Source organism: Sphingobium indicum B90A (assembly GCF_000264945.2).
In the GTDB taxonomy this organism is placed as follows: domain Bacteria; phylum Pseudomonadota; class Alphaproteobacteria; order Sphingomonadales; family Sphingomonadaceae; genus Sphingobium; species Sphingobium indicum.
The window spans coordinates 1661409-1683152 of the sequence record NZ_CP013070.1 but is presented as its reverse complement, the minus strand read 5'-3'; the positions used below and the strand labels follow the sequence as shown (position 1 = coordinate 1683152).

Genomic DNA, 21744 nt, shown 5'->3' with positions numbered 1-21744 from the left:
TGACTTAGACTTCCATGCATGGAGAGCAACGAAAACATCTGGAAAACCCGCTATAATCATCCCTTTCCGTGGGAACAGACATTCCCGCCGCTATCGATGGTGGACATGGTGGCGAACAGCGCCACGGCCCACCCGCAGGCGGTGATGATCGACTTCATGGGCCGCAAGACGAGCTATGGCGAAATGTGGCGCACCATCCGGCGGGTTGCCAGGGGCTTGCAGGATATGGGCGTCCGGAAGGGCGACCGGGTCGGCCTCTACCTTCCCAACGTGCCCCATTATGTCGCGGCCTATTATGGCGCGATGATGGCCGGGGCCATTGTGGTCAACTATTCCCCCCTCTACACCGCCGCCGAACTGGAGCATCAGGTCGAGGATAGCGGCACGAAGATCCTCTTCACCCTGTCGGCCAGCGCGCTGCTGCCCACCGCGCTGGAGGTGCTGGACAACAGCAGCCTGGAGCGGCTGGTCGTCGGCAGCGTCGCGGAAGTGCTGCCGCCCGCCAAGTCGGTGCTGTTCCGCCTGTTCAAGCGGAAGGAGACCTCCACGGTCCCGCACGATCCGCGCATCACCCATTATGCCGATCTGCTGCGCCATGGCGAGGATCCCGCGCCCGTGGCCATCGAACCGGAGCAGGACATCGCCCTGCTGCAATATACCGGCGGCACCACCGGCATGCCCAAGGGCGCGATGCTGACCCACCAGAACCTGACAGCCAATGCGCGGCAGGTGCGCCTGATCGATCCCCATCTCGAAGCGCCCGACCGCATATTGGCGGTGCTGCCCTTCTTCCATGTCTTCGCCAATACCTGCGTCCTCAATCGCACGGTGCTGAACGGCGGGGAGATGGTGATGCTGCCGCGTTTCGACGGCACGCAGGTGCTGGCGGCGATCCAGCGGACCAGGGCGACCTCGCTGCCCGGCGTGCCGACCATGTACCAGGCGCTGCTGGATCATCCGGCGACGCCGAATATCGACTTTTCCTCGCTGCGCCTGTGCATTTCCGGCGGCGCGCCCCTGCCGCTGGAGGTCAAGCAGCGGTTCGAGGCGATGACCGGGGCCACGCTGGTGGAGGGATATGGCCTCACCGAAAGCAGCCCGGTCCTCTGTTGCAACCCCTTTGAGGGCCTCAACAAGCCCGGCACCGTGGGACAGCCGGTTTCCGGCACGCGGGTCAAGCTGGTCGACCGAGAAGACCCGACCCGCCCGTCCCCCGAAGGCGAACCGGGCGAGCTGGTCTTTGACGGGCCGCAGATCATGAAGGGCTATTGGCAGCGCCCGGACGCCGACAAGGAGGTGTTCGTCGACGGCTGGCTGCGGACCGGCGATGTCGGAGTGATCGACGCGGACGGCTATGTGAAGATCGTCGACCGGCTGAAGGACATGATCGCTGTAGGAGGCTTCAAGGTCTTCCCCAGCGAGGTCGAGAAAGTCCTCTACCACCATCCGGCGGTCAAGGAAGCGCTGGTGATCGGCATTCCCGACCATTATCGCGGCGAATGTCCCAAGGCCTTCGTGACCTTGCAGGACGGGTCGGACATCGATGGCGCGGCGCTCAAGGACTGGTTGAACCCGCAACTGGGCAAGCATGAGAAGGTGTGCGAGGTGGAGGTGCGCCTGAACCTGCCCACGACGCTGGTCGGCAAGCTGTCGCGCAAGGAACTGGTGGCCGAGGAGCGCGCCAAGGCGGAGGCGGCGGCGCGGCAGACTGGAACCGCGGGCTGATCCTTCCTATCTGTGCGGCCAATGCAGGATAAGGACGCGCATATATGGCCGAAGAGATCGCAACCCTGGCTGGCGGCTGCTTCTGGTGCACGGAGGCGGTGTACCAGAATCTGAAAGGGGTGAAGGCCGTGGAAAGCGGCTATATCGGCGGCGCGCAGCCCGACCCGACCTATGAGCAGGTCTGTTCCGGCGCGACCGGCCATGCGGAGGCGATCCGCATCACCTATGATCCGGCGGTGATCGGCTATGGCGACCTGCTGGACATTTTCTTCGCGACCCATGATCCAACTACGCTCAACCGCCAGGGCAATGACGTCGGCACGCAATATCGCTCGGCCATCTTCCCCCATTCGCCCGAACAGGCGGCGGAAGCGAGGGCGGGGATCGAGCGGGCGCAGGCGGATCAGGCGAACCCCATAGTCACCGCAATCGAGCCGGACGCGCCCTGGTATCCGGCGGAGGAATATCACCAGAAATATTGGGAGCGGGTGGGGGACAGGAACCCTTATTGCATGGCGGTGATCCCGCCCAAGCTCGCCAAATTGCGCAAGGGCTTTGCCGAGCGGATCGAAGCCTCCTAACGGTTCGTCGCCTGAGGCTTGTCCTGCCCGATCGCATCCCTAAGCTCGCGGAAATGACAAGCCGGGGAAGAGATATGAACAAGATCGCATGGATGGCCGCGCCGGCTTTGCTGCTGTTCCTGCCGGGCTGCATTGCCCGGACGGCGGCGAATATCGTGACGGCGCCGGTGCGCGCAGGCAGCCAGGTGGTGGACTGGAGCACCACCAGCCAGGAAGAGGCCGACCGCAATTACGGCCGCAAGATGCGCAAGCAGGAAGCGCGCGAGGCCCGCGAGCGGAAGAAGGAGGAAGAACGCCGCCGCCGCGAATGCCGCGATGCGGGGTATGATAATTGCGGGTAATCCTGCCGTGAAAACCGCCGTGTTCCTGCGAAGGCAGGAACCCGGTCCCGCCGTCTGATCTGGGTTCCTGCCTTCGCAGGAATACGGCTTCAGGCGGCCGCCCGTCGCAGCCGGTCGTTGATCGCCACGCCGATACCTTCGTTCGGTATCGGCGCCACGGCGATCCGTTCCGCCGCGCTGGCGTCCCCCATGTGCAGCGCCGCGAACAGATGCGCCGCCGCTTCCCGCAGGTCGGCATCGGGGCTGAGATTCACATGGCAGGGCATCAGCCCGAAGCCGATCAGATATTCGTCCTTCTCCGCCTTCAGCGCGTTCAGCCGCACCGGCTTGGACGGCGCATAATGGCTTTCCAACTGGCCCGGCGCCTCGATCTTCGCATTGTCGGCGCCCGTCACCACCGGCAGCATGCCTGCCTCCTCCAGCATCGCCGCCGTGACCGGGCCGGGGCGCAGCAGGCGGATGCAGTCGGTTTCCGGGGCGACGATGGTCGATTCCAGCCCTTCGCTGGTCGGTCCTTCGTCCAGGATCATGCGGATCTTGCCATTGAGGCTCGCCATCACATGTTCGGCGCGCGTCGGGCTGATCGATCCGCTGCGATTGGCCGACGGCGCGGCGAGGGGGCGCCCGCTTTCCCGGATCAGCGCCCGCATCGCCGGATGCGCGGGCAGGCGCAGCGCCACGGTCGGCAACCCCGCCATCACCAGCGGCGATAATCCGCCGTCGGCGCGAGCGGGCAGGACCAGCGTCAGCGCTCCGGGCCAGAAGCGTTCCGCCAGCCTGTCCGCCACCGGCGAAAACTCCGCCAGACGCCCGGCCATCTCCCGGTCCGCGACATGCACGATCAAGGGATTGAAGCTGGGCCGCCCCTTGGCGGCGTAGATCGCGGCCACGGCGTTGGAATCCGTGGCGTCCGCCGCCAGGCCATAGACCGTCTCCGTCGGCACGGCGACCGGCTCGCCCGCACGGATCAGCAGCGCCGCCTCGCGCAGCGCCTCGCTGCCGTAGCGGCTTATTCGGGTGGAGAAGACTGGATTTGGGATGGTCACGGCCCCAGCGGTATAAGCCCCGAATTCGGGCAGTAAAAGGCCATTGCTACAGAAGAATGACATGGGCGTCGCGCTTGCCCGTCAAGCGGAGGAGGGCTAAGCGAGAGCGCCATGAAAGATGCCCTGCTGACCCGCATTGCCGAAGCGCTGGAACGGATCGCGCCGCCGCCCGCTTCTGCCGCCGATCTGGCCGCCGCGCCTGCCTATATATGGAACGGCGCGACGATCCGGGCGGCGGAGGGCTTTGCGCCGGTGGATTATGCCCTGCTGACCGGCATCGACGCGCAGAAGCAGGCGCTGCTGGAGAACAGCCGCCGCCATGCCGCCGGTCATGCCGCGCATGACGTGCTGCTCTGGGGCGCAAGGGGGACGGGCAAGTCGGCGGTCGTCGCCGCCGTGGTCGGCAAGCTCCAGTCCGAGGGGCAGGACATCGCCCTGCTGCAATGCGCGATCGACGAACTGGCCAGCCTGCCGCGGCTTTTCACTTTGTTGCGGGACACGCGGCGGCCCTTCATCCTGTTCCTCGACGATCTGGGCTTCGATGAGAATGGCGTTGGCGACGCCCGTTCGCTTCGGTCGCTGCTCCAGGGGGGAACCGCCGCCCGACCGGCCAATGTCCGCCTCTATGTGACATCGAACCGCCGCCATATCGTGCCGCGCCACCTGTCGGAGCAGGACGACCCGGTCAATCCGCGTGACGTGGTGGACGATAAGATGGCGCTGTCCGACCGTTTCGGGCTGAGCCTGGGGTTCCACGCCATCGACCAGGACGCCTATGTCGCCATCGTCGGTGGCTATGCGGCCAGCCTTGGCCTCCACTTCGAACCGCTGGAGGCGATCCAATGGGCGACCCAGCGCGGCAGCCGGTCCGGGCGCGTGGCCTGGCAATATGTGGTGGAGCTGGCGGGACGGAACGGCCTCAATATCTAGGCTGTTTGAGATCGACGCTTACGTGCTCCTGCGAAGGCAGGAGCCCAGATCGACGGTGGAACTAGGGTCAGGACCTATTAAATTGGTTGTATGCTGGGTTGAGTGGTGATTCAAGGTAGCAGGGAGGTGCTGCCATGGATGATCTATTATTGCTGACGGAGGGGCAAATGCGGCGGATCGAACCGTATTTTCCTTTGTCACATGGCGTTGCTCGGGTGGATGACCGGCGGGTACTCAGCGGGATATTGTTCGTGATCCGCAATGGCCTGCGCTGGCGGGATGCGCCCTCTGGCTACGGTCCACACAAGACGATCTACAACCGGTTCATCCGATGGAGCAGGCTTGGTGTTTTCAATCGCATTCTGACGGAACTAGCCGGGCAAAGCGGAGGCTCGGATCAATTGATGATCGATACAACCCATCTCAAAGCGCATCGCACCGCCGCCAGTCTGCTCAAAAAGGGGCTCTACCCCGATATATCGGACGCAGCCGGGGCGGGCTGACCACCAAGCTGCATGTGGTATGCGATGGCAAGGGCAGGCCTGTGCTCCTGCGCCTGACCCAAGGCCAGGCCAGCGACCACCCTGCCGCTCTCGCCATGCTCCAGGACCTGCCACCCGCGCGCCATCTGCTCGCCGACCGGGCCTATAGCTCAATAGCCTTCCGCAATGCGCTGGCACAACGGGGCATCATTCCTTGTATCCCGCCCCACCCCAAGCATCGCATCCAGCAGCCCTACGACGCAGCCCTCTATCGAAAGCGCCACAAGATCGAGAACCTCTTCGCCCGCCTCAAAGACTGGCGACGAATCCATACCCGATACGATCGATGCGCGCACACATTCCTCTCCGCCATCGCTTTCGCCGCTGCTTTCATCTTCTGGCTCAATCAATGAGTCCTGAGCCTAGGCTCCTGCCTTCGCAGGAGCACGCGCCGTTTTATTAACAGGCACCCTTTTATCAGCACATGCCGTTCAATGGCTCGTTCCCCGTCACCTCACTTCGCTGCCGTCACGCGCCAGACGACCCCGCCCACATCGTCGCTCACCAGCAACGCGCCCTTCGCATCGGCGGTGACGTCCACCGGCCGGCCGCGCGCCTCGCCCTGGGGACTGAGGAAACCCGTCAGCACGTCGATCGGCTTGGCCTTGCCGGTCTCGCCATTGTCGCCGAAGGGCACGAACACCACCTTGTAGCCCGACCGGGGTTTCCGGTTCCAACTGCCGTGCAGCCCGACGAAAGCGCCGTTGGCGTAAGGCCCGCCCAGCGTCACCTTGTCGGCGAAGCTGAGGCCCAGCGGCGCGACATGATTGCCCAGCGCATAATCCGGCCGCTTGGTATATTCGCGGACTTCCGGCCGTTGCGGCTGGACCCGGCGATCCTCGTAACCGCCCCAATAATTCCACGGCCAGCCATAGAAGGCGCCGAATTCCACCCGCGTCAGATAATCGGGCACCAGATCGCTGCCCAGCATGTCGCGCTCGTTCACCACGCCCCACAGCGCGCCGCTTTTCGGTTCGAAGGCCAGCCCCACCGGATTGCGCAGGCCCGAAGCGTAGATGCGATAGGCGCCGGTCTGCGGATTGACCTCCAGCACTGCGGCGCGATTATCCTCCGTCGCCAGGTCGTTTTCGCCGATATTGCTGTTGGAACCGATACCCACATAGAGCAGCCCCTGCGGGCTGGCGGCCAGGCTGCGCGTCCAGTGCATGTTGGGCGCCTGCGCGGGCAGGTTCAGGATCTTGCGCCCCTTGGCGGCGATCTTCGTCTCGCCTTCCTTGTACGGAAAGGCCATCAGCGCATCGGTATTGGCGACGTAGAGCGTGTCCCCGACCAGCGCCATGCCATAGGGCGAATTCAGCCCGGTCAGGAAAGCCGTCTTGGTTTCCGCCCGGCCGTCGCCATCGGCGTCGCGCAGCAGGGTGATGCGGTTGGCGGACGGCACGCCGGCCCCCGCCTTGTTCATCAGATAGTTCATCACCCGGTTGACGATGCCGCTTGTGGGCCGCGCCGGGCTGTTGGTTTCCGCCACCAGCGCGTCGCCATTGGGCAGTCGCAGCAGCGAGCGGGGATGGTCCAGCCCGTCCGCGAAGCGATCGACGCTGAGGCCCTTCGCGGGAACGGGCTTTTCCCCACCCTTCCACGGCACGGCCTCCGCGACGTTCATCGTCGGGATCATCTCGCTGCGGGGGCTGGTGAAAACCGGCTCCTTGCCCACATCGGCGCCGGCGGGAAGCCGCGCCGCGTCGCCCCGCGCGAAGTAGAAGAAAAGGCCGACGAGAATGGCCAGCGTGAGGATGGTGAGCGCGATCAGGTGCTTCTTCATGGCGTATCGTTTATGCTGGCCCATGGATGGTGGCAAGGCGCGCAAGTGCCCGATGCGGAGCTATTTTCCCCGGTCCCAGAGCCACAGCAGCACCGCGATCGCGATGCCCAGCGCCGTGCCCGCCAGCAGGCCGGCGCTCGGCTGGCCCATCAGGCCGCCGACGATGGTGCCGCCCAGGATGGTGAGCGCCAAAATGGCGCCTGCGCCGATCGGTTCTTTTCTGCCCTTGGTCATTCCGCGGTCCTTGCCACGCCCGGGGATGCATGGCCAGCGCTTTCCCGCCTGCGCCTTTTCAGGACAGCCTGTCCCACCCTGGGATGGCTGTGCCACGGCGGGACTTGGCTAATGGATCGTTCACCCTCGCAGGCCGCCCTCCGCCGTCGATGGGTGCGGCTGGCATGGGGATTGAACCGCGATCCCCACCGTCAGGGTGGGGACTTTGGGGGGCCAGGTCATGAACATGCCATATCTTTCGAATCGAAAGAGCTATGAGGACGCGGCAGAGCTGATGTCGCTGTTCGGCGACAATGCGGGCTATGAAGCGGCGGCGCGGGCCGACCGCAGCCGGGATCTGGGCAACCATATCCGTTTCTGCCACTGGCGGCAGATCGAGCGGCTGATCGTATTGCTGACCCATGAAGGGGCGATGGGCACGATCCATTGATCGGCGCTTCCGTCCCTTCGCCATGCCGAAGACCGGCGCGGCGAAGGGGCCGGATGCCGCCTTCAGAGCCGCAGGCCGGCGGTTTCCGGTAATCCCGCCAAGATGTTGAGGTTCTGCACGGCGGCCCCGGCCGCGCCCTTGCCCAGATTGTCGAGCGCCGCCACCAGCCGCGCCTGGCCGGTCGCCTCATTGCCGAAGACGAACAGCGCCAGCCGGTCGGTCGCGCCGACATGCTCCAGCCGGACCTGCGTCATCGCCGCGCTGTCCTCCAGCGCTTCCACGCCGACGATGGGCGATCCCGCATAGGCGGCGGCCAACGCCCCATGCACATCCGCCGCCGAAGGCGCGCCGGGCAGGGCGCGCAACTGCAACGGCACCTCCACGATCATGCCGCGATAGGCATTGGCCACGGCGGGGGCGAAGAGGGGCGGGTGCCGCAAGCCGGAATAGCGCTGCATTTCCGGCACATGCTTGTGCGCCAGCCCCAGCCCATAGGGCCGGAACGCGCTCGGCGCGTCCCCGGCGCCCTCATATTCCGCGATCATCGACTTGCCGCCGCCCGAATAGCCGGATGCGCCGGATACCGTCACCGGCCAGTCGACGGGCAGCAGTCCGGCGAGCACCAGCGGCCGCACCAGCGCCAGGAAACCCGTCGGCCAGCAGCCCGGATTGGCGACGAAGCGCGAATTCGCCAGCCTTTCCCGATGCCCCGGCTCCAGTTCGGCAAAGCCGTAGGTCCAGCCATCGGCCACCCGATGCGCCGTCGACGCGTCGATCACCCGCGTCCGGCCATTGTCGATCAGCGCCACCGCTTCGCGCGCCGCATCGTCGGGCAGGCAGAGGATGACGATGTCCGCCGCGTTCAGCGCGTCCCTGCGCGCCGACGCATCCTTGCGCCTGTCCGCGTCTAGCGTGATGATCGACAGTTCCGGTCGGCCCGCCAGCCGTTCGTTGATTTCCAAACCCGTCGTGCCGACGCCGCCGTCGATGAATATCCTTTGTGTCATGCGCCAATTCTCCGCCGCGCCGTCACGGGTTCCGCATGATCCGCCGCCAGCCGTCCGACGACGTCGGCCAGCGGCTCGATCACCACGCTCATCCAATAGGCGTTGGCATGTATCATGTTATGCTCGTCGGTCATGATGCCGACATGGCCGGGAAAGAAGACGAAGTCCCCTCGTCGGAGCGGCGCGCCGGGCGCGATGGGGGAACCGATCCCCTCGCGCTGAAGATCGGTGTCGCGGGGCGCCTTGATCCCGCACTGGCCGAGCGCCACCTGCACCAGGCCGGAGCAGTCGACGCCGCGATGCCCACGCCCGCCCCAGACATAGGGCTGGCCCAGATAACGCTCCGCCACCGCGACCCAGTCGCTTTCCAGCGCGTCGATCGCCGCAGCATGGCGCTTGTGCACATAGCCTTCGGCGCAGGCGTGGAAATCCCCCTGCGCCTCGGCCGCGAACTGCGCGCCGCGCGGCCAGTAATCGGCAATGGGGGACTTGATGTCGGCGGCGCTGAAAAGCGGGGCGGTGCCGGCGATCACGCGGCTGTTCGACACTTCCCGCACGTCCAGCGCATCGCGCCGGACATAGCCGACATAGCCGTCATGCCCGCAAAAGCCCCAGGCCCAGTCGGCCGTCACGTCCAGCGCGTGGAAGCTCTCCCCGCGCAGCAATTCGCTCACCGCCCGCGCCTTGGGCGTGTCGGACGCCAACAGGGGCGCGCCGGCGGCGACGCAGGTCAGTTCGACGGCGCGGGCATAATGGGCGGAAAACAGCACGCCCGCCAGCGCCAGGTCGGCCAGGTCGCCGCGCGCCGCATGGACCCGCGTGTCCAGCTTGACCGACCGGCCGTCCAGCTTGAATCGGATGCGTTCAGGCGGTGCGTTCCGCAGAGGAGAAGTTGAGGCGTTCATCGCGGCCGGTTCCTGCGATGAAATGGTGAAAGGCGTCAAGAAATTCCGCCCCTTTCGGGGTGCGGGTGATGAAAATATTGCGCCGGTCGGTGGAGTCCCGCTCCCGTCGCAGATAGCCCAGCGCCGATAATTTGTTGAGAGCGCGGGTGATGACCGGCTTCGACACGTTGAGCGCCTCCGCGAGTCCCCGCACCGTATGCGGCCCCGCGCCGATATAGACGGTCAGCATCAGCGCCATCTGCCGGTTGGTGAGGTCGGGCCTGCCCGACCGCACATAATCGACCAATGTGCGCATCCATTGGCCGAGCGGCTTCAAGCCGGGACGGTTCAGCTCTGCGGCTTCATTCTGGGCGGAGTGGGCATCCATGACCTCGTAACGCACGATAGCCAATCCGGTTGCGTAACGGCCTCGACAATCGCTTTCTTTTTACTTTTTGCGGCCGTAGCGCGCTTGCAGCATATGGAAGGCGGCGCGCAATCCCAGCGCCTCGCCCCCCTTCGGGCGTCCCGGCCGCGAAGCGGGGCGCCAGGCGAAGGTGTCGAGATGCACCCAAGGCACGGCGTCGGGCACGAAGCGCTTGAGGAACAGGGCGGCGGTGATCGCCCCGGCAAAGCCGCCTTCGCCCGCATTGTTGATGTCCGCCACGTCGGATTTGAGCATTTCGGCATAGCCGTCCCACAGGGGCAGGCGCCAGGTCGGATCATCCACCGCGGTCCCGGCCGCATCCATCTCCGCCGCGAGCGCCTCGTCATTGGCGAACAGGGCCGGGAGGTCCGGTCCCACCGCCACCCGCGCCGCCCCGGTGAGCGTCGCATAGTCGATGATGAGGTCCGGCTTGTCCTCTCCCGCCAGCGCCAGCGCGTCGCCCAGCACCAGCCGTCCCTCCGCATCGGTATTGCCGATCTCGACCGTCAGCCCCTTGCGCGAGCGCAATATGTCGCCGGGCCGGAAGGCATTGCCGGACACCGCATTCTCCGCCGCCGGGATCAGCAGGTGCAGCCTGACCGGCAGGCGCGCGCCCATGACGAGCTGCGCCAGCGCCAGGGCATGGGCCGCGCCGCCCATGTCCTTCTTCATCAGCCGCATGGCGGAGGACGGCTTGATGTCGAGGCCCCCGCTGTCGAAGCAAATGCCCTTGCCGACGACCGCGACCTTCGGGTGCCCGGGATCGCCCCAGCGCAATTCGATGAGGCGCGGCGCGAAGCGCTTGTCCGCCGCCTTGCCCACGGCATGGATCATCGGGAAGCCATGTTCCAGTGCGTCGCCCTTCGTCACCTTGCAGTCGGCCTCGAAGCGTTCCGCCACCTTGCGGGTCGCGGCTTCCAGTTCGGCCGGGCCCATGTCGGCCGCAGGCGTGTTGACGAGGTCGCGCACCAGCGCCACCGCTTCGGCCAGGCGCGCGGCGGCGTCGATCTGCGCCACTTCCGCGGTCAGCAGCACGCGCGCGCCCGATCCATTTTCTTCCCTGCGATAGCGGTCGAAGCGATATTGCGCCGTCAGCCATCCCAGCATCGCTGCCCCCGCCGCGCCCTCGGCCAGCCGATAGGCGCCTTCGGGCAAGGCCTCGGCCAGCCTGGCAAGGCACCATGGTCCCAGCTTCGCGGCGGAAGCGACGCCGGCCACCACCGACCAGTCCGCCGCCTCCTCGCCAGGCAGGATGGCGAATTCATGCGCCTTACCCCTGAATTTCTGGGCGGCCGCCAGGGCGCGTACCCGCTCCGGCTGGCTTCCCAGCCAGCTTTCCAGTCCTTGCGCATCCACGATCCGGATCGAACGGGCGGGTTGATTGTTGTCGGCTTTCAGCAGGTCGGAAAAATCGTTCATGCAATGTGTTTTGGAGAAAGGCGGCGGGTAAGAAAAGCGCAATCTTTCGTCGTCCGAGCGCCTCTTTCGACCGCGCCGTCATTTGCGTCGGACGGCGCGCGGGCATAGATTGAACGGAGTTAAAAGAAGGAGAGACAAGATGATGCACAGCGACGACGGCCGCCTTCAGGCCCTGCGCGCCCGCGCCTATGCGCTGGCGGAAAGCGGGCGTTTCGATGGAGCGCATGCGGTGGAGCAGGCATTGATAGCGGAAGGCTGGCCCAATGCCGGCGCGGCGCTTCAGAGCAGCTATGCGCGCAAGGCGATCAGCGAACGGTGCATGGCGGCGGCCAAGGCCCATTGATGCACGGGATCGAGGGGAGGGGATTGGCGGGACTGCCCCTGGCGGCGGTCCTGCTGCTTTGCGCCTGTTCGCCTTCGAAGGGCGCGAAGAATGGGGACGAGGCGGCTCTGCCGGGCAATGACGTCGCGGCCAGCAATTTCGCGAACCGCATGTCCGGCCAGCCGGAGCCGCCGTCGCCCGCCCAACCGTTCGAGCAGAAGGAGAAGACCGATCTGCTCGAATTCGCCTATGCCTATCCCGCGCAGGCCGCGCAGATACCCGTCCTGGCGGAGAGGTTCGGCAATGCGCTGAAGGTCGGGAAAGCGGATGCGCTGAAAATGGCGCGCGAAGACCGGAAGGCCGCCAGGGAGGCCGACTATCCCTTCCGGGCGCATTCGCTCGAAACCCGCTGGACCGTGGCCGCCGACACGCCGCGCTTCCTGGCGCTCCGATCGGAAAGCTACGTCTATACCGGCGGCGCGCATGGCATGACGGGCTATGAGGCGTTGCTGTGGGACAAGGCGCGCAAGCGGGAGACGGCGGTCACGGCGTTGATGACCTCCCCCGCCGCCTTCGCGGCCGCCATCCGGGACCGCTTCTGCGACGCGTTGGACAAGGCCCGCGCCGAAAAGCGAGGCGCTCCGGTGAAGCGCAGCGATGACGACGACTTCACCAAATGCATCGATCCGATGCAGCAGGTGCTGGTGCCGACATCGAAGGACGGCAAGCTGGTCGACGGCGTGACCGTCGTCATCGGTCCCTACAGCGCCGGTCCCTATGCCGAGGGCAGCTATGAGATCGCGCTGCCGGTGGACGCGGCCATGCGCAAGGCGATCAAGACGGAATATCAGGACGCCTTTGCGGCGGCGGAATGACGCTGCCCCCCACAATGGGCCGTGCCCCTGCGAAGGCGGGAGTCCAGCTATGACGTCGGAACTGGGTTCCTGCCCTAGCAGGAACATGGTGCCCTAAACCGACGGCACTCCGTAAAGGTCATGCTCGTCCGCATCCTCGATCAGCACGTTCAGGATGCTGCCCGGCGCCAGCCCTTCTCCTACATCGCGCAGGAAGACATTGCCGTCGATCTCCGGCGCGTCGGCCTGGCTGCGCGCCGTGGCGCCGATGGAGCCGTCCTCGTCCGCTTCGCCCACCTCGTCGATGATGACGGGCAGCACGCGGCCCACCTTCGCCTGCAAGCGGGCGGCGGAGATGGCGGCGGTCCTTTCCATGATCCGCTGGTATCGTTCTTCCTTGACCTCCTCCGGCACCGCGCCGGGCGGGTCGTTGGCCGCCGCGCCCTCGACCGGCTCGAAGCGGAAGGCGCCCACGCGGTCGAGTTGCGCCTCGCCCAGCCACTGGAGAAGATAGTCGAAATCCGCCTCCGTCTCGCCGGGGAAGCCGACGACGAAGGAGGAACGGATCGCGATGTCAGGGCAGATGTCCCGCCATTTGCGGATGCGGTCCAGCACCTTCGCTTCGTTCGCCGGGCGCCTCATGGCCTTGAGGACCGAAGGCGCGGCATGCTGGAACGGGATGTCGAGATAGGGCGTCAGCAGCCCCTCGGCCATCAGCGGGATCACATGATCCACATGGGGATAGGGATAGACATAGTGCAGCCGGACCCAGGGCGGCGTGCCCTCCGCGGTGCGAAGCTGCCCCAGCTCGCGGGCCAGGTCGGTCATGTGCGCGCGAACCTCGCGTCCCTTCCATTGGCGCGCCTCATGCCGGGTGTCGACCCCGTAAGCGGAGGTGTCCTGGCTGATGATCAGCAGTTCCTTCGTTCCGGCATGCACCAGCTTTTCCGCCTCGCGCAGCACGGCGTCGATGCGCCGGCTGGCCAGGTCGCCGCGCAGCGAGGGGATGATGCAGAAGGAGCAGCGATGGTTGCAGCCTTCCGAAATCTTGAGATAGCTGTAGTGGCGCGGCGTCAGTTTCAGCCCGCCCTCCGGCACCAGGTCGACGAAGGCGTTGGGTATGGGCGGCGAGGCTTCATGCACCGCGTTCACCACGGCCTCATATTGATGCGCGCCGGTCACGGCCAGCACCTGCGGGAATTTTGCGCGGATCAGTTCCGCCTCATTGCCCATGCAGCCGGTGACGATGACGCGGCCATTCTCCGCGATCGCCTCGCCAATGGCTTCCAGCGATTCCTCCTTGGCCGAATCCAGGAATCCGCAGGTATTGACCAGCACGACGTCGGCGCCGGCATAGTCTGCGGACATCTGATAGCCGTCGGAACGCAGCTTGGTCAGGATGCGCTCGCTGTCGACCAGCGCCTTGGGACAGCCCAGCGACACCATGCCGACCTTCGGCGCTTCGGGAATTTTGGTTGCCATGATCGGCGCGCACATAGGGATTTTTGCGCCCAATGTCACGGGGCCACGCAAAAGCCCTCGGAATCAGGCCGGCGCGCGTGCCTGCCCGGCCGCATCGCCCCGAACGATCTCTATGATGAGATCGCCGGTCTGGAGCTTCGCCGCTTCCTCCTCCCAGAAACCGATGGCGCGTTCCTGACGATGGATGCGCACGCCCAGGCCCGTCCGGATGTCGGACAGCGGCCGCCCGATCTCCTCCGGCAGAACGAAGCGTTCGTTCAGCTTCACCTGACCGCCCGAAGCGGCAAGGTCCGACATGTAATCCGCGATATGCTGGCCGCTGGTGCTGCCCGCCAGCAGCAGCCCGGCGAAGCTGACCGGATTGATCACCGTGGTCGCGCCGGCCTGCCGCGCGGGCAGTTCGTTGTCCTCGTTGCGCACGACGATGCTGATGGGCAGGCGAGGGGCCAGGTGCCGCGCCGTCAGCGTGATCAGGATGGAGGTGTCGTCCCGCCCGGCCGACACGATCATCGTCCGCGCCCGGTGGATCGCCACATCGTTCAACGTCCGGTCCCGCGTCGAATCGCCGCATAATATGTTGCAGCCCAGCGCTTCGGCCTCCGCCAGCGCCTTTTCGACCGGATCGACCACCACGATCTCCCGCGGGTCGACGCCCCGCGCCAGCAATTCCCGCACCGCCTCGGCCCCGCTGGTGCCAAAGCCGGTGACGACGATGTGATTGTGCAGATCGGCCTGAATGCGAGCCATGCGCCACCTGTAGAGGATGTTGCGGAAGAAGAGATTATAGGCCGTGCCCAGAAAGATCAGCCATACGAACAGGCGGATCGGCGTCACCAGCAAAGCCTCGAACAGCCGGGCTTCCGGGCTGACCGGCACGATGTCGCCATAGCCGACCGTCGTCACCGTGACCGTGGTGAAGTAGAGCACGTCGATGAAGCTGATCCGGTTGTCTAGATTGTCCTTCAATCCGTCCCGGCCGACCCAGTGGATCAGCAGCACCAGCCCGATCAGGCCGAAGACCAGCGCCACCCGCCAGCCGAGATCGGCCCAGATCGGCAGCGAAGACCGCCGCCGCAGGAACCCCGCCGCGCTGGACGGCGGCCGGACGGGCATGATCCTCATCGGGCCTTTTCTTCGATGATGTCGAGCGGAAGCGTCGCGGGAACGGCAAGGGCAGGAAAGCGAAGAAGGACCATCCACGACATCGCCACGTCTTTAGCCCCCTGGTCCCGCCATGGCTAGATCGCGTTCGGATCGACGGGCAAGCCGCATGTCCCTGCGCAGGAACACGCCGTCAGCCCATCTGTCCTCCGAAGGCCTGCGCCGTCGCCGCCATCGCGCTGTCCTGCGTCAGGTCGTAATGCAGGGGCGTCACCGTCACATAGCCTTCGGCAATGGCGGCCAGGTCGCTCCCCTCCGGCACGGCGTCGCTCTTGCCGAGGCCGAACCAGTAATAATCATAGCCGCGCGGATCGGTGCCGTGGATGATCTTGGTCCGGTCCACATCGTGAAAGCCCTGCCGCACCACGCGAATGCCCTTCACGGCTTCGGCATCGACCGCCGGAAAGTTCACGTTGAACAGCATCCGGGGGCTGGCCGGCATGGCGATGAGCGGGCGCAACACCCGCTCGCCCCAGGCCCGCGCCGCAGCGAAGGGCACGGCGTCGCCCATCCCCTCCCGCGCATAGACCTGGCTGAGCGCGATCGACCTGATGCCGGAGATCGCGCCCTCCATCGCGGCGGACACCGTGCCGGAATAGGTCACGTCCTCCGCCAGGTTGGCGCCGCGATTGACGCCCGACAGCACCAGGTCGGGCTTCGCATCCTTCATCAGATGGCCGACCGCCATCATCACCGCGTCGGTGGGCGTGCCCGTGACGCTGTAATGTTTCTCGCCATGCTGGCGGACGCGCAAGGGGCGCGTCAGCGTCAGGCTGTGGCCGGCGCCGGACTGCTCCTCGCTGGGCGCGACAATCCAGATGTCGTCGGACAGCGTGCGCGCAATCTCCTCCAGCACGGTCAGGCCCGGAGCATGAACCCCATCGTCATTGGTGAGCAGGATGCGCATGTCCTTGAAATCCGTTCGCTTCGAGCGAAGTCGAGAAGCTCATTCACCCCGTTTCTCGACTTCGCTCGAAACGAACGGGGCAGGCGAATTACGAATGCCGCAACCGCGTCAGGCCGCCCATATAGGGGGCCAGCACCTCCGGCACGATCACGCTGCCGTCCTCCTGCTGGTAATTTTCCAGCACCGCCACCAGCGTCCGCCCCACGGCCAGGCCCGACCCGTTCAGCGTATGCAGGAAGCGCGTATTCTTCTCGCCCTCCGGCTTGTAGCGGGCGTTCATCCGCCGCGCCTGGAAATCGCCGCAGTTGGAGACGGAACTGATCTCGCGATAGGTCTGCTGGCTGGGCAGCCACACCTCCAGATCCCAGGTCTTGCGCGCCCCGAAACCCATGTCGCCGGTGCAGAGCAGCATCTTGCGATAGGGCAGGCCCAGCGCCTGCAACACGCCCTCGGCCGCCGCGCACATGCGCTCATGTTCGGCCTCCGATTCCTCCGGCTTGCAGATCGCGACCAGTTCGACCTTCTCGAACTGATGCTGGCGGATGAAGCCGCGCGTGTCGCGCCCGGCCGAACCCGCCTCCGACCGGAAACAGGGCGTCAGCGCGGTCAGCCGGAGCGGCAGGCTCTCTGTCGGCACGATCTGCTCGCGCACGAGGTTGGTGAGGGAAACCTCCGCCGTGGGAATCAACCAGCGCCCGTCGGTGGTCCTGAACAGATCCTCCGCGAATTTCGGCAACTGCCCCGTGCCGAACAGCGCCTCGTCCTTCACCAGCAGCGGCGGATTGACCTCCTCATAGCCATTCTCGCCCGACTGGCGGTCCAGCATGAACTGCGCCAGCGCCCGGTGCAGCCGCGCCATCTGTCCGCGCAGCGCAGTGAAGCGCGCGCCGGAAAGCGCTGCGCCGCCCTCGAAATCCAGCCCCAGCGCCGGACCGAAATCGGCATGATCCTGCGGCGTGAAGGGGAAGCTGCGCGGTTCGCCCCACCGCGCCACCTCGACATTCTGGGTCTCGTCTTCCCCCGGCGGCACGTCGTCCGCCGGCAGGTTGGGGATCGCCGCCAGCCGCGCCGCCAGCGCCTCGCCGATTTCCCGATCCTCCGCCTCCAGAGCGGGCAGGTTTTCCTTGAGCGCGGCGACTTCGGCCTTCAGCGCCTCTGCCGTCGCCATGTCCTTCTGCGCCATCGCCTGGCCGATGGCCTTGCTCGCCTCATTGCGGCGCGCCTGGCCCTGTTGCAATGCGGTCTTGATTGCGCGGCTCCGCTCGTCGAGCGCCAGCAGTTCCGCGCTCAGCGGCTCCAGGCCGCGCCGCGCCAGTCCAGCGTCGAAAGCGGCGGGATTTTCGCGAAGGAAACGAATGTCGTGCATGGGTCAGCCCTATGCCGTTCTGCGACCAGCCGCGCAACCCTGCTCACCGCCGTCCGTTGGTCATGGACTCAGGCGTTGAAGAGAGAGGAACCGGACGATGCAGATAGACCATGGCGCGATGGTGCTGGTGGCCGACGGGCGCAAGATGCTGTTCTTTCGCAACAAGGGCAGCCCGGACTTCCCCAACCTGGAAACGGAAGAGGTGAAGCAGCAGGACAATCCCCCCGACCGCGAACAGGCATCCGACGGCACGGGGCGCGGACCCAATTCGGTCGCCAGCCATCGCGGCTCCGTCGAGCAGACCAATTTCCACGATCTGGAGGAATCGCGCTTTGCCGCCGAGGCGGCAGAATTGCTCAAGCGCCGGGCGCTCGCCAATGATTTCGAGAAGCTGATCGTCGTCGCGCCGCCCACCGCTCTGGGCGAGATGCGCAAACATTATCACAAGGAGGTGCAGAACCGGCTGGTGGGCGAGATCGCCAAGGATCTGTCGAACCATCCCGTGCCGGAAATCGAGCGGATCATCGCGACGAGCTGAAACCCAATCCGACCGGCGCTCCCCCCGGATCGCCGGCCGGATCGCCCCGCGGTTAACCCTCGGCGCCCGCCTTGGCGCGGGCGAACCGCTTGCGCGCCAGCAGGGCCGCAGCGCCCGCCCCGAACAGCAGCACCATCGGCGGCGCCGGCACATCGGTCGGCGGCGGCGGATGATGATGGTCGCCGCCCGACGAGCTGGAGGATGAGGAGGTCGAAGAGGAGGTGGAGGACGACGTCGAGCTGCTGGTCGACGAACTGGTCGAAGAGGAACTGGACGTCGAGCTGGATGTCGAGGAACTGCTGGTCACATTGCCGCTGGAGGTGGAGACGTTGCCCGAGGAGGTCGACACATTTCCCGACGAGGTCGACACGTTGCCGGACGACGTCGACACATTACCCGAAGAGGTGGAGACCCCGCCCGTGGACGTCGACACGCCGCCCGTCGATGTCGAGACGCCGCCGGTCGAGGTGGAAACGCCGCCGGTGGTCGAGCTGGTCGAACTGGTGATGCCGCCGGTCGAGCTGCTGGTGGAGGAGATCACCACCGATCCGCCCGAACCGCCGCCGCTGCCGCCGAAGAAGCCGCCGAAGAACCCGCCGCCGCCAAAGCCGGGACCGCCCGCCAGCACGACCGGCGCGCCGCCGCCACCGCCGCCGGACATGACCGGCATTTCCGCCGCCGCGACGGGCGCGGGCAGGGGGATGGGCGCGGCCTGGGTGGTCACCGTCACCGTCTGCGGCGCGCAGGACACCGTCTTCACCACGCGCTGCACCTTGCGAACGGCATAATGCTTGCGCGGCGCCGCCTTGACGCTTTTCGTGCTCTGGACCCCTGCCGGACGCGCGCTTTCGGCGACGTGAACCGCGCCGCCGCCGATGATCGCGCCGCCGGCGGCGCAAGCGCATAATTTAGCCAATGCCATCCGTACCGACATAGGTTCCACTCTTGTTTGTCTTCGGCCCGGCGCTCTCGTCACTGCGTCGCGCAATAACGGAAGCGGGGTCGTTCCCTGTTGCCAACAACGCAAAACAAAACGTTAACTTCAATGGCGTTAACTCTGAATATCGGGGTCAAGTCGAGGAAAAAACTAATAAAATATGAGCATATATGGTTAACGTCCCATAGTGAGACGGCGGCCGGCCGCTTGGTCGATACGCCCCGTCCATTTTCTTTTATCATCGCCTAGTGCTTGGGAATCGCGAACTTTCCGGGGATAAAACGCGCCGCGATGCGCGGTCGGCGCGCCGCAAGACCGATTGCCCGCTTGTCTCAGGCCGTGGCGCTGGCTATTAGGCGCCGTCAACCACAAGTCACGGATACCCCGGCACTTTCAGCATCGGGGATCCCGCGAGTCGGAGAGCCAGATGGCATCGGTCCTGAATTCCGATAAAGACGGCCAAAATCCGCCGAAATCGGCTGTAACACTCCCACCCGACTATCGTCCTTCCGCAGACGAAGAGTTCATGAACCCGCTCCAGTTGGAATATTTCCGGCAGCGCCTGTGGGACTGGAAGAAGCAGATACTGGCCGAAGCGGAAGGGACATTGGCCGTCCTGCAGAACGAACCGCTCCGGGAGCCCGACCTCAACGACCGCGCATCCAGCGAGACCGACTGGTCGATCGAACTGCGCACCCGGGACCGCCAGCGCAAGCTCATCTCCAAGATCGACGCCGCGCTTCGCCGCATCGACGAGGGCGAATATGGCTATTGCGAAGTGACCGGCGAACCGATCTCGCTGGGCCGCCTGGAGGCCCGGCCGATCGCGACCATGACGGTCGAGGCGCAGGAACGGCACGAGCGGCAGGAAAAGGTCTCTCGCGACGATTAACCTTTTGTCCATGCCGCCATGGCAGGGTCGCCGGGAATTCCAGTGATCTTGCAGGGCGTTGTCGATGGATAGCAATCAGGATGATGGTGGCCGCGGCCCGGCGCGTTCCGGCCCGCGCGACAGCCTTTTCCTGCTCACCAATCTGAGTTCGGCGGACGGCGCTCCGCTCGGCCGCGCGCGGGTCCGCAATCTTTCCGCGACCGGCCTGATGGCCGATTGCGAGCGCGCCATACCAACCGGCCTGCGCATCCGTTTCGACCTGCGCGGCATCGGGCAGGTCAACGGTTCCGTCATCTGGTCGCGCGAAGACCGGATCGGCATCGCCTTTGACGAGCAGATCGATCCGCAACTGGCCCGTCGGCCGGTCTCCAGGCCGGAAGGGCAACGCACGGTGCCCGATTATCTGCGCCAGCGACGGTTCATTCGTTGAGCGGTTTTATGTGACTTTGGCAAGAATTGGCCCATTGCGGCCATTGGCCTGTCCCCGGACCCTTCGGCAAGCTCAGGACAGGCTTGATCCGGGGTTCCGCTGCCTTGGGCTGGGTGCTGTTTACGAGAAAAGCGGGACCCCGGGTCAAGCCCGGAGTGACGAATAGGGGGCACGTCCGCCTTCCCCAAAATCCGTACCAAAGCAGTTCGGCCCGACCTTCGAAAAAAAAAGCCCCGCAGGCCGTCTGGCCCCGGAGCCTTCCAATCATCCGTCACCTTTGGAAAAGGGCAGGATCGGCGGCAAGGGACCGCCGATCCATGCCTTTCGCACAGGCGTCACCGCTGTCAGTGTTGCGCCTCCATTTCCTCCTTCAGCCGCAGCTTCTGCTTCTTGAGCGATGCCACCAGGATCGCGTCGGGCATGGGACGACTCGTCTCCGCCTTGATTCGCGCCTCAAGCCCGGCATGCTTGGCTGAAAGAGCTGAAATGTGGCTGTTTTCCATGACATTCTCCTTACGAGGGCAATGGATGAACGAGTAGATCACGATTCGCCGGCCGAGTCTTCGGGCGATTCGCGCTTTGCGACGGGCCGCCCTGAAATTTGCGATGGTTCGTGCCGGCCTGCCGGGCTATCAAGGGGCGATGGGACGGCAATCGGTGCGAAAGTAGGTGTAGGGTGAGCCGCGAAGACATCATGCGTCGGCTGGAATTGCTGCGAATCGAGCATCGCGACCTGGACAGCGCCATTGGCGCCCTGGTCGACTCCGGTTCGGGCGACCAGATGCAGGTCGCGCGCCTCAAGAAGCGGAAATTGCGCCTGCGCGACGAAATGGCGCTGCTGGAGGACCAGCTCGTCCCCGACATCATCGCCTGAATGGCGGGGCGGATTATGGCCGATGCGATCCCGACTGATCCTCAATGAGACAATTCGGGGTTAACGGGGCCGCATCGGGACTGACAAGGCGTCCGCTCTATGGCACATATCCGCCATGAAACTCGCCGCTTCTCTTGACCAGGGCCTGCATCGCCGCCTGGTCGACGGTCTCTATGTCGAAGCCATGGTCATGGCGGACGAAGCGCGCGCCTATTTCGACCTTCGCGACGGGGGCGACGCGGATGTCGACGATCCGGTCCGTCGCGTCGCCTTCGCCTGCGAATCGCTCAAGGTGACGACCCGCCTCATGCACATCATCGCCTGGTTGCTCAGCCAGCGGGCCTGGCAGCGCGGGGAACTCAGCGATGCGGAGATGCTGGACGAGAAATATCGCCTCGGCCACGCCGCGACCACCGATCCCTCGGTGGTCGGCGGCTTCCCCTTCGCCGCCCGCGCCCTGATAGACGGCAGCGAGGATCTTTACGAACGCGTCGCCCGCCTTCAGGATCGCATGGCGCGCCCGCGTGCGCAGGCCGAACCCAATCCCGCCCGCGCCCTGATGGATCGCCTCAACGCCGCCTTCTGATGCGCCGTAATGGGCCAGTCGCGGCCTTTGAGCGCCCAGGCGACGT

At 65.7% G+C, this 21744-nt stretch carries 27 protein-coding genes; 14 read left to right on the top strand and 13 right to left on the bottom strand.

The features are described 5' to 3' along the window. Positions 1-18: 18 nt before the first annotated feature. From SIDU_RS08170 to SIDU_RS08160, 3 genes are all read left to right on the top strand, one after another. Positions 19-1725, top strand: coding sequence for a long-chain-fatty-acid--CoA ligase (locus SIDU_RS08170; protein ID WP_007684052.1), 1707 nt, complete (start codon positions 19-21; stop codon positions 1723-1725). A 44-nt stretch (positions 1726-1769) separates the two neighbouring features. Next, positions 1770-2306 carry a peptide-methionine (S)-S-oxide reductase MsrA gene (gene msrA / locus SIDU_RS08165; protein ID WP_007684050.1) on the top strand — a complete coding sequence of 179 codons (537 nt, stop codon included), beginning with the start codon at positions 1770-1772 and terminating at the stop codon, positions 2304-2306. A 74-nt stretch (positions 2307-2380) separates the two neighbouring features. Further along, positions 2381-2647: a hypothetical protein gene (locus SIDU_RS08160; RefSeq protein ID WP_007684048.1), complete on the top strand. Its 267-nt coding sequence runs from the start codon at positions 2381-2383 to the stop codon at positions 2645-2647. Positions 2648-2736: 89 nt separating this feature from the next. Here SIDU_RS08160 and SIDU_RS08155 read toward each other — a convergent pair whose 3' ends face one another. Then, on the bottom strand, positions 2737-3693 hold the full coding sequence (locus tag SIDU_RS08155; RefSeq protein WP_037509642.1) for an L-threonylcarbamoyladenylate synthase: 957 nt from the start codon (positions 3691-3693) through the stop codon (positions 2737-2739). 111 nt (positions 3694-3804) lie between these two features. Here SIDU_RS08155 and SIDU_RS08150 point away from each other — a divergent pair, with 111 nt between their 5' ends. Next, complete coding sequence (locus SIDU_RS08150; RefSeq protein ID WP_007684044.1) at positions 3805-4623, top strand: ATP-binding protein; 819 nt, start codon at positions 3805-3807, stop codon at positions 4621-4623. A 134-nt stretch (positions 4624-4757) separates the two neighbouring features. Next, positions 4758-5518 (top strand): IS5 family transposase gene (locus SIDU_RS19050; RefSeq protein ID WP_233431879.1). Its coding sequence is split into 2 segments (ribosomal slippage): positions 4758-5091 and positions 5091-5518, totalling 762 coding nucleotides; the frame shifts between segments, so codons are not numbered across the junction. A 101-nt stretch (positions 5519-5619) separates the two neighbouring features. Here the strand turns inward: SIDU_RS19050 and SIDU_RS08135 are convergent. Both SIDU_RS08135 and SIDU_RS19790 read right to left on the bottom strand, forming a co-directional pair. Next, positions 5620-6948, bottom strand: coding sequence for a PQQ-dependent sugar dehydrogenase (locus tag SIDU_RS08135; RefSeq protein WP_007684042.1), 1329 nt, complete (start codon positions 6946-6948; stop codon positions 5620-5622). A 60-nt stretch (positions 6949-7008) separates the two neighbouring features. Continuing rightward, positions 7009-7182 (bottom strand): hypothetical protein, encoded by a 174-nt coding sequence (locus SIDU_RS19790; protein ID WP_007684040.1) that lies wholly within the window; start codon positions 7180-7182, stop codon positions 7009-7011. Positions 7183-7408: 226 nt separating this feature from the next. On the opposite strand from SIDU_RS19790, the gene SIDU_RS08130 reads away from it, so the two are divergent. Further along, positions 7409-7612 carry a hypothetical protein gene (locus tag SIDU_RS08130; protein WP_013039676.1) on the top strand — a complete coding sequence of 68 codons (204 nt, stop codon included), beginning with the start codon at positions 7409-7411 and terminating at the stop codon, positions 7610-7612. Positions 7613-7674: 62 nt separating this feature from the next. On the opposite strand, the gene argC is transcribed toward SIDU_RS08130, so the two are convergent. Genes argC through SIDU_RS08110 form a run of 4 tightly spaced genes read right to left on the bottom strand, consistent with a single transcriptional unit; the run spans position 7675 to position 11349 of the window. Beyond that, positions 7675-8619, bottom strand: a complete 945-nt coding sequence (gene argC / locus SIDU_RS08125; protein WP_007684035.1) for an N-acetyl-gamma-glutamyl-phosphate reductase — start codon at positions 8617-8619, stop codon at positions 7675-7677. Further along, on the bottom strand, positions 8616-9524 hold the full coding sequence (locus tag SIDU_RS08120; RefSeq protein ID WP_007684033.1) for a C40 family peptidase: 909 nt from the start codon (positions 9522-9524) through the stop codon (positions 8616-8618). Before SIDU_RS08120 ends, argC begins: the two co-directional genes overlap by 4 nt. Further along, the gene (locus SIDU_RS08115) at positions 9484-9891 is read right to left on the bottom strand and encodes a MarR family transcriptional regulator (protein ID WP_021223951.1); all 408 of its coding nucleotides are present in this window, start codon (positions 9889-9891) and stop codon (positions 9484-9486) included. Before SIDU_RS08115 ends, SIDU_RS08120 begins: the two co-directional genes overlap by 41 nt. 60 nt (positions 9892-9951) lie before the next feature. Beyond that, positions 9952-11349, bottom strand: coding sequence for a leucyl aminopeptidase family protein (locus SIDU_RS08110; RefSeq protein ID WP_007684030.1), 1398 nt, complete (start codon positions 11347-11349; stop codon positions 9952-9954). Between the two features lie 139 nt (positions 11350-11488). On the opposite strand from SIDU_RS08110, the gene SIDU_RS08105 reads away from it, so the two are divergent. Next, positions 11489-11692, top strand: coding sequence for a hypothetical protein (locus SIDU_RS08105; protein WP_007684028.1), 204 nt, complete (start codon positions 11489-11491; stop codon positions 11690-11692). After that, positions 11692-12546, top strand: coding sequence for a PdaC/SigV domain-containing protein (locus tag SIDU_RS08100; protein WP_007684026.1), 855 nt, complete (start codon positions 11692-11694; stop codon positions 12544-12546). Before SIDU_RS08105 ends, SIDU_RS08100 begins: the two co-directional genes overlap by 1 nt. A gap of 93 nt (positions 12547-12639) precedes the next feature. Here SIDU_RS08100 and rimO read toward each other — a convergent pair whose 3' ends face one another. From rimO to serS, 4 genes are all read right to left on the bottom strand, one after another. After that, positions 12640-14022: a 30S ribosomal protein S12 methylthiotransferase RimO gene (gene rimO / locus SIDU_RS08095; RefSeq protein WP_174550388.1), complete on the bottom strand. Its 1383-nt coding sequence runs from the start codon at positions 14020-14022 to the stop codon at positions 12640-12642. 48 nt (positions 14023-14070) lie between these two features. Then, positions 14071-15120, bottom strand: a complete 1050-nt coding sequence (locus SIDU_RS08090; RefSeq protein WP_174550406.1) for a potassium channel family protein — start codon at positions 15118-15120, stop codon at positions 14071-14073. Positions 15121-15301: 181 nt separating this feature from the next. After that, positions 15302-16075, bottom strand: coding sequence for a 5'/3'-nucleotidase SurE (surE, locus tag SIDU_RS08085; protein WP_007684019.1), 774 nt, complete (start codon positions 16073-16075; stop codon positions 15302-15304). Between the two features lie 88 nt (positions 16076-16163). Further along, positions 16164-17441 (bottom strand): serine--tRNA ligase, encoded by a 1278-nt coding sequence (serS, locus tag SIDU_RS08080; protein ID WP_007684017.1) that lies wholly within the window; start codon positions 17439-17441, stop codon positions 16164-16166. A gap of 97 nt (positions 17442-17538) precedes the next feature. Here serS and SIDU_RS08075 point away from each other — a divergent pair, with 97 nt between their 5' ends. Continuing rightward, a complete protein-coding gene (locus SIDU_RS08075; protein ID WP_007684014.1) occupies positions 17539-17979 on the top strand; it encodes a host attachment family protein in 441 nt (146 codons plus the stop codon). 52 nt (positions 17980-18031) lie between these two features. Here the strand turns inward: SIDU_RS08075 and SIDU_RS19260 are convergent, their stop codons facing one another. Then, positions 18032-18130, bottom strand: coding sequence for a PEP-CTERM sorting domain-containing protein (locus SIDU_RS19260; RefSeq protein WP_129965400.1), 99 nt, complete (start codon positions 18128-18130; stop codon positions 18032-18034). Between the two features lie 70 nt (positions 18131-18200). Here SIDU_RS19260 and SIDU_RS08070 point away from each other — a divergent pair, with 70 nt between their 5' ends. The 3 genes from SIDU_RS08070 to SIDU_RS08060 all read left to right on the top strand — a co-directional run bounded on the left by SIDU_RS08070 (position 18201) and on the right by SIDU_RS08060 (position 20238). Next, entirely contained in the window at positions 18201-18767 is a 567-nt protein-coding gene (locus SIDU_RS08070) for a hypothetical protein (protein ID WP_007684013.1), read from the top strand. A 576-nt stretch (positions 18768-19343) separates the two neighbouring features. Further along, positions 19344-19808 (top strand): RNA polymerase-binding protein DksA, encoded by a 465-nt coding sequence (dksA, locus tag SIDU_RS08065; RefSeq protein ID WP_025160963.1) that lies wholly within the window; start codon positions 19344-19346, stop codon positions 19806-19808. A gap of 64 nt (positions 19809-19872) precedes the next feature. Continuing rightward, positions 19873-20238 carry a PilZ domain-containing protein gene (locus SIDU_RS08060; RefSeq protein WP_007684010.1) on the top strand — a complete coding sequence of 122 codons (366 nt, stop codon included), beginning with the start codon at positions 19873-19875 and terminating at the stop codon, positions 20236-20238. A 344-nt stretch (positions 20239-20582) separates the two neighbouring features. Here the strand turns inward: SIDU_RS08060 and SIDU_RS08055 are convergent, their stop codons facing one another. Continuing rightward, positions 20583-20741, bottom strand: coding sequence for a YdcH family protein (locus SIDU_RS08055; protein ID WP_007684009.1), 159 nt, complete (start codon positions 20739-20741; stop codon positions 20583-20585). A 191-nt stretch (positions 20742-20932) separates the two neighbouring features. Here SIDU_RS08055 and SIDU_RS08050 point away from each other — a divergent pair, with 191 nt between their 5' ends. Beyond that, on the top strand, positions 20933-21112 hold the full coding sequence (locus SIDU_RS08050) for a YdcH family protein (RefSeq protein WP_013039685.1): 180 nt from the start codon (positions 20933-20935) through the stop codon (positions 21110-21112). Between the two features lie 115 nt (positions 21113-21227). Continuing rightward, a complete protein-coding gene (locus SIDU_RS08045) occupies positions 21228-21698 on the top strand; it encodes a DUF1465 family protein (protein WP_007684007.1) in 471 nt (156 codons plus the stop codon). The last annotated feature ends 46 nt before the right edge of the window (positions 21699-21744 follow it).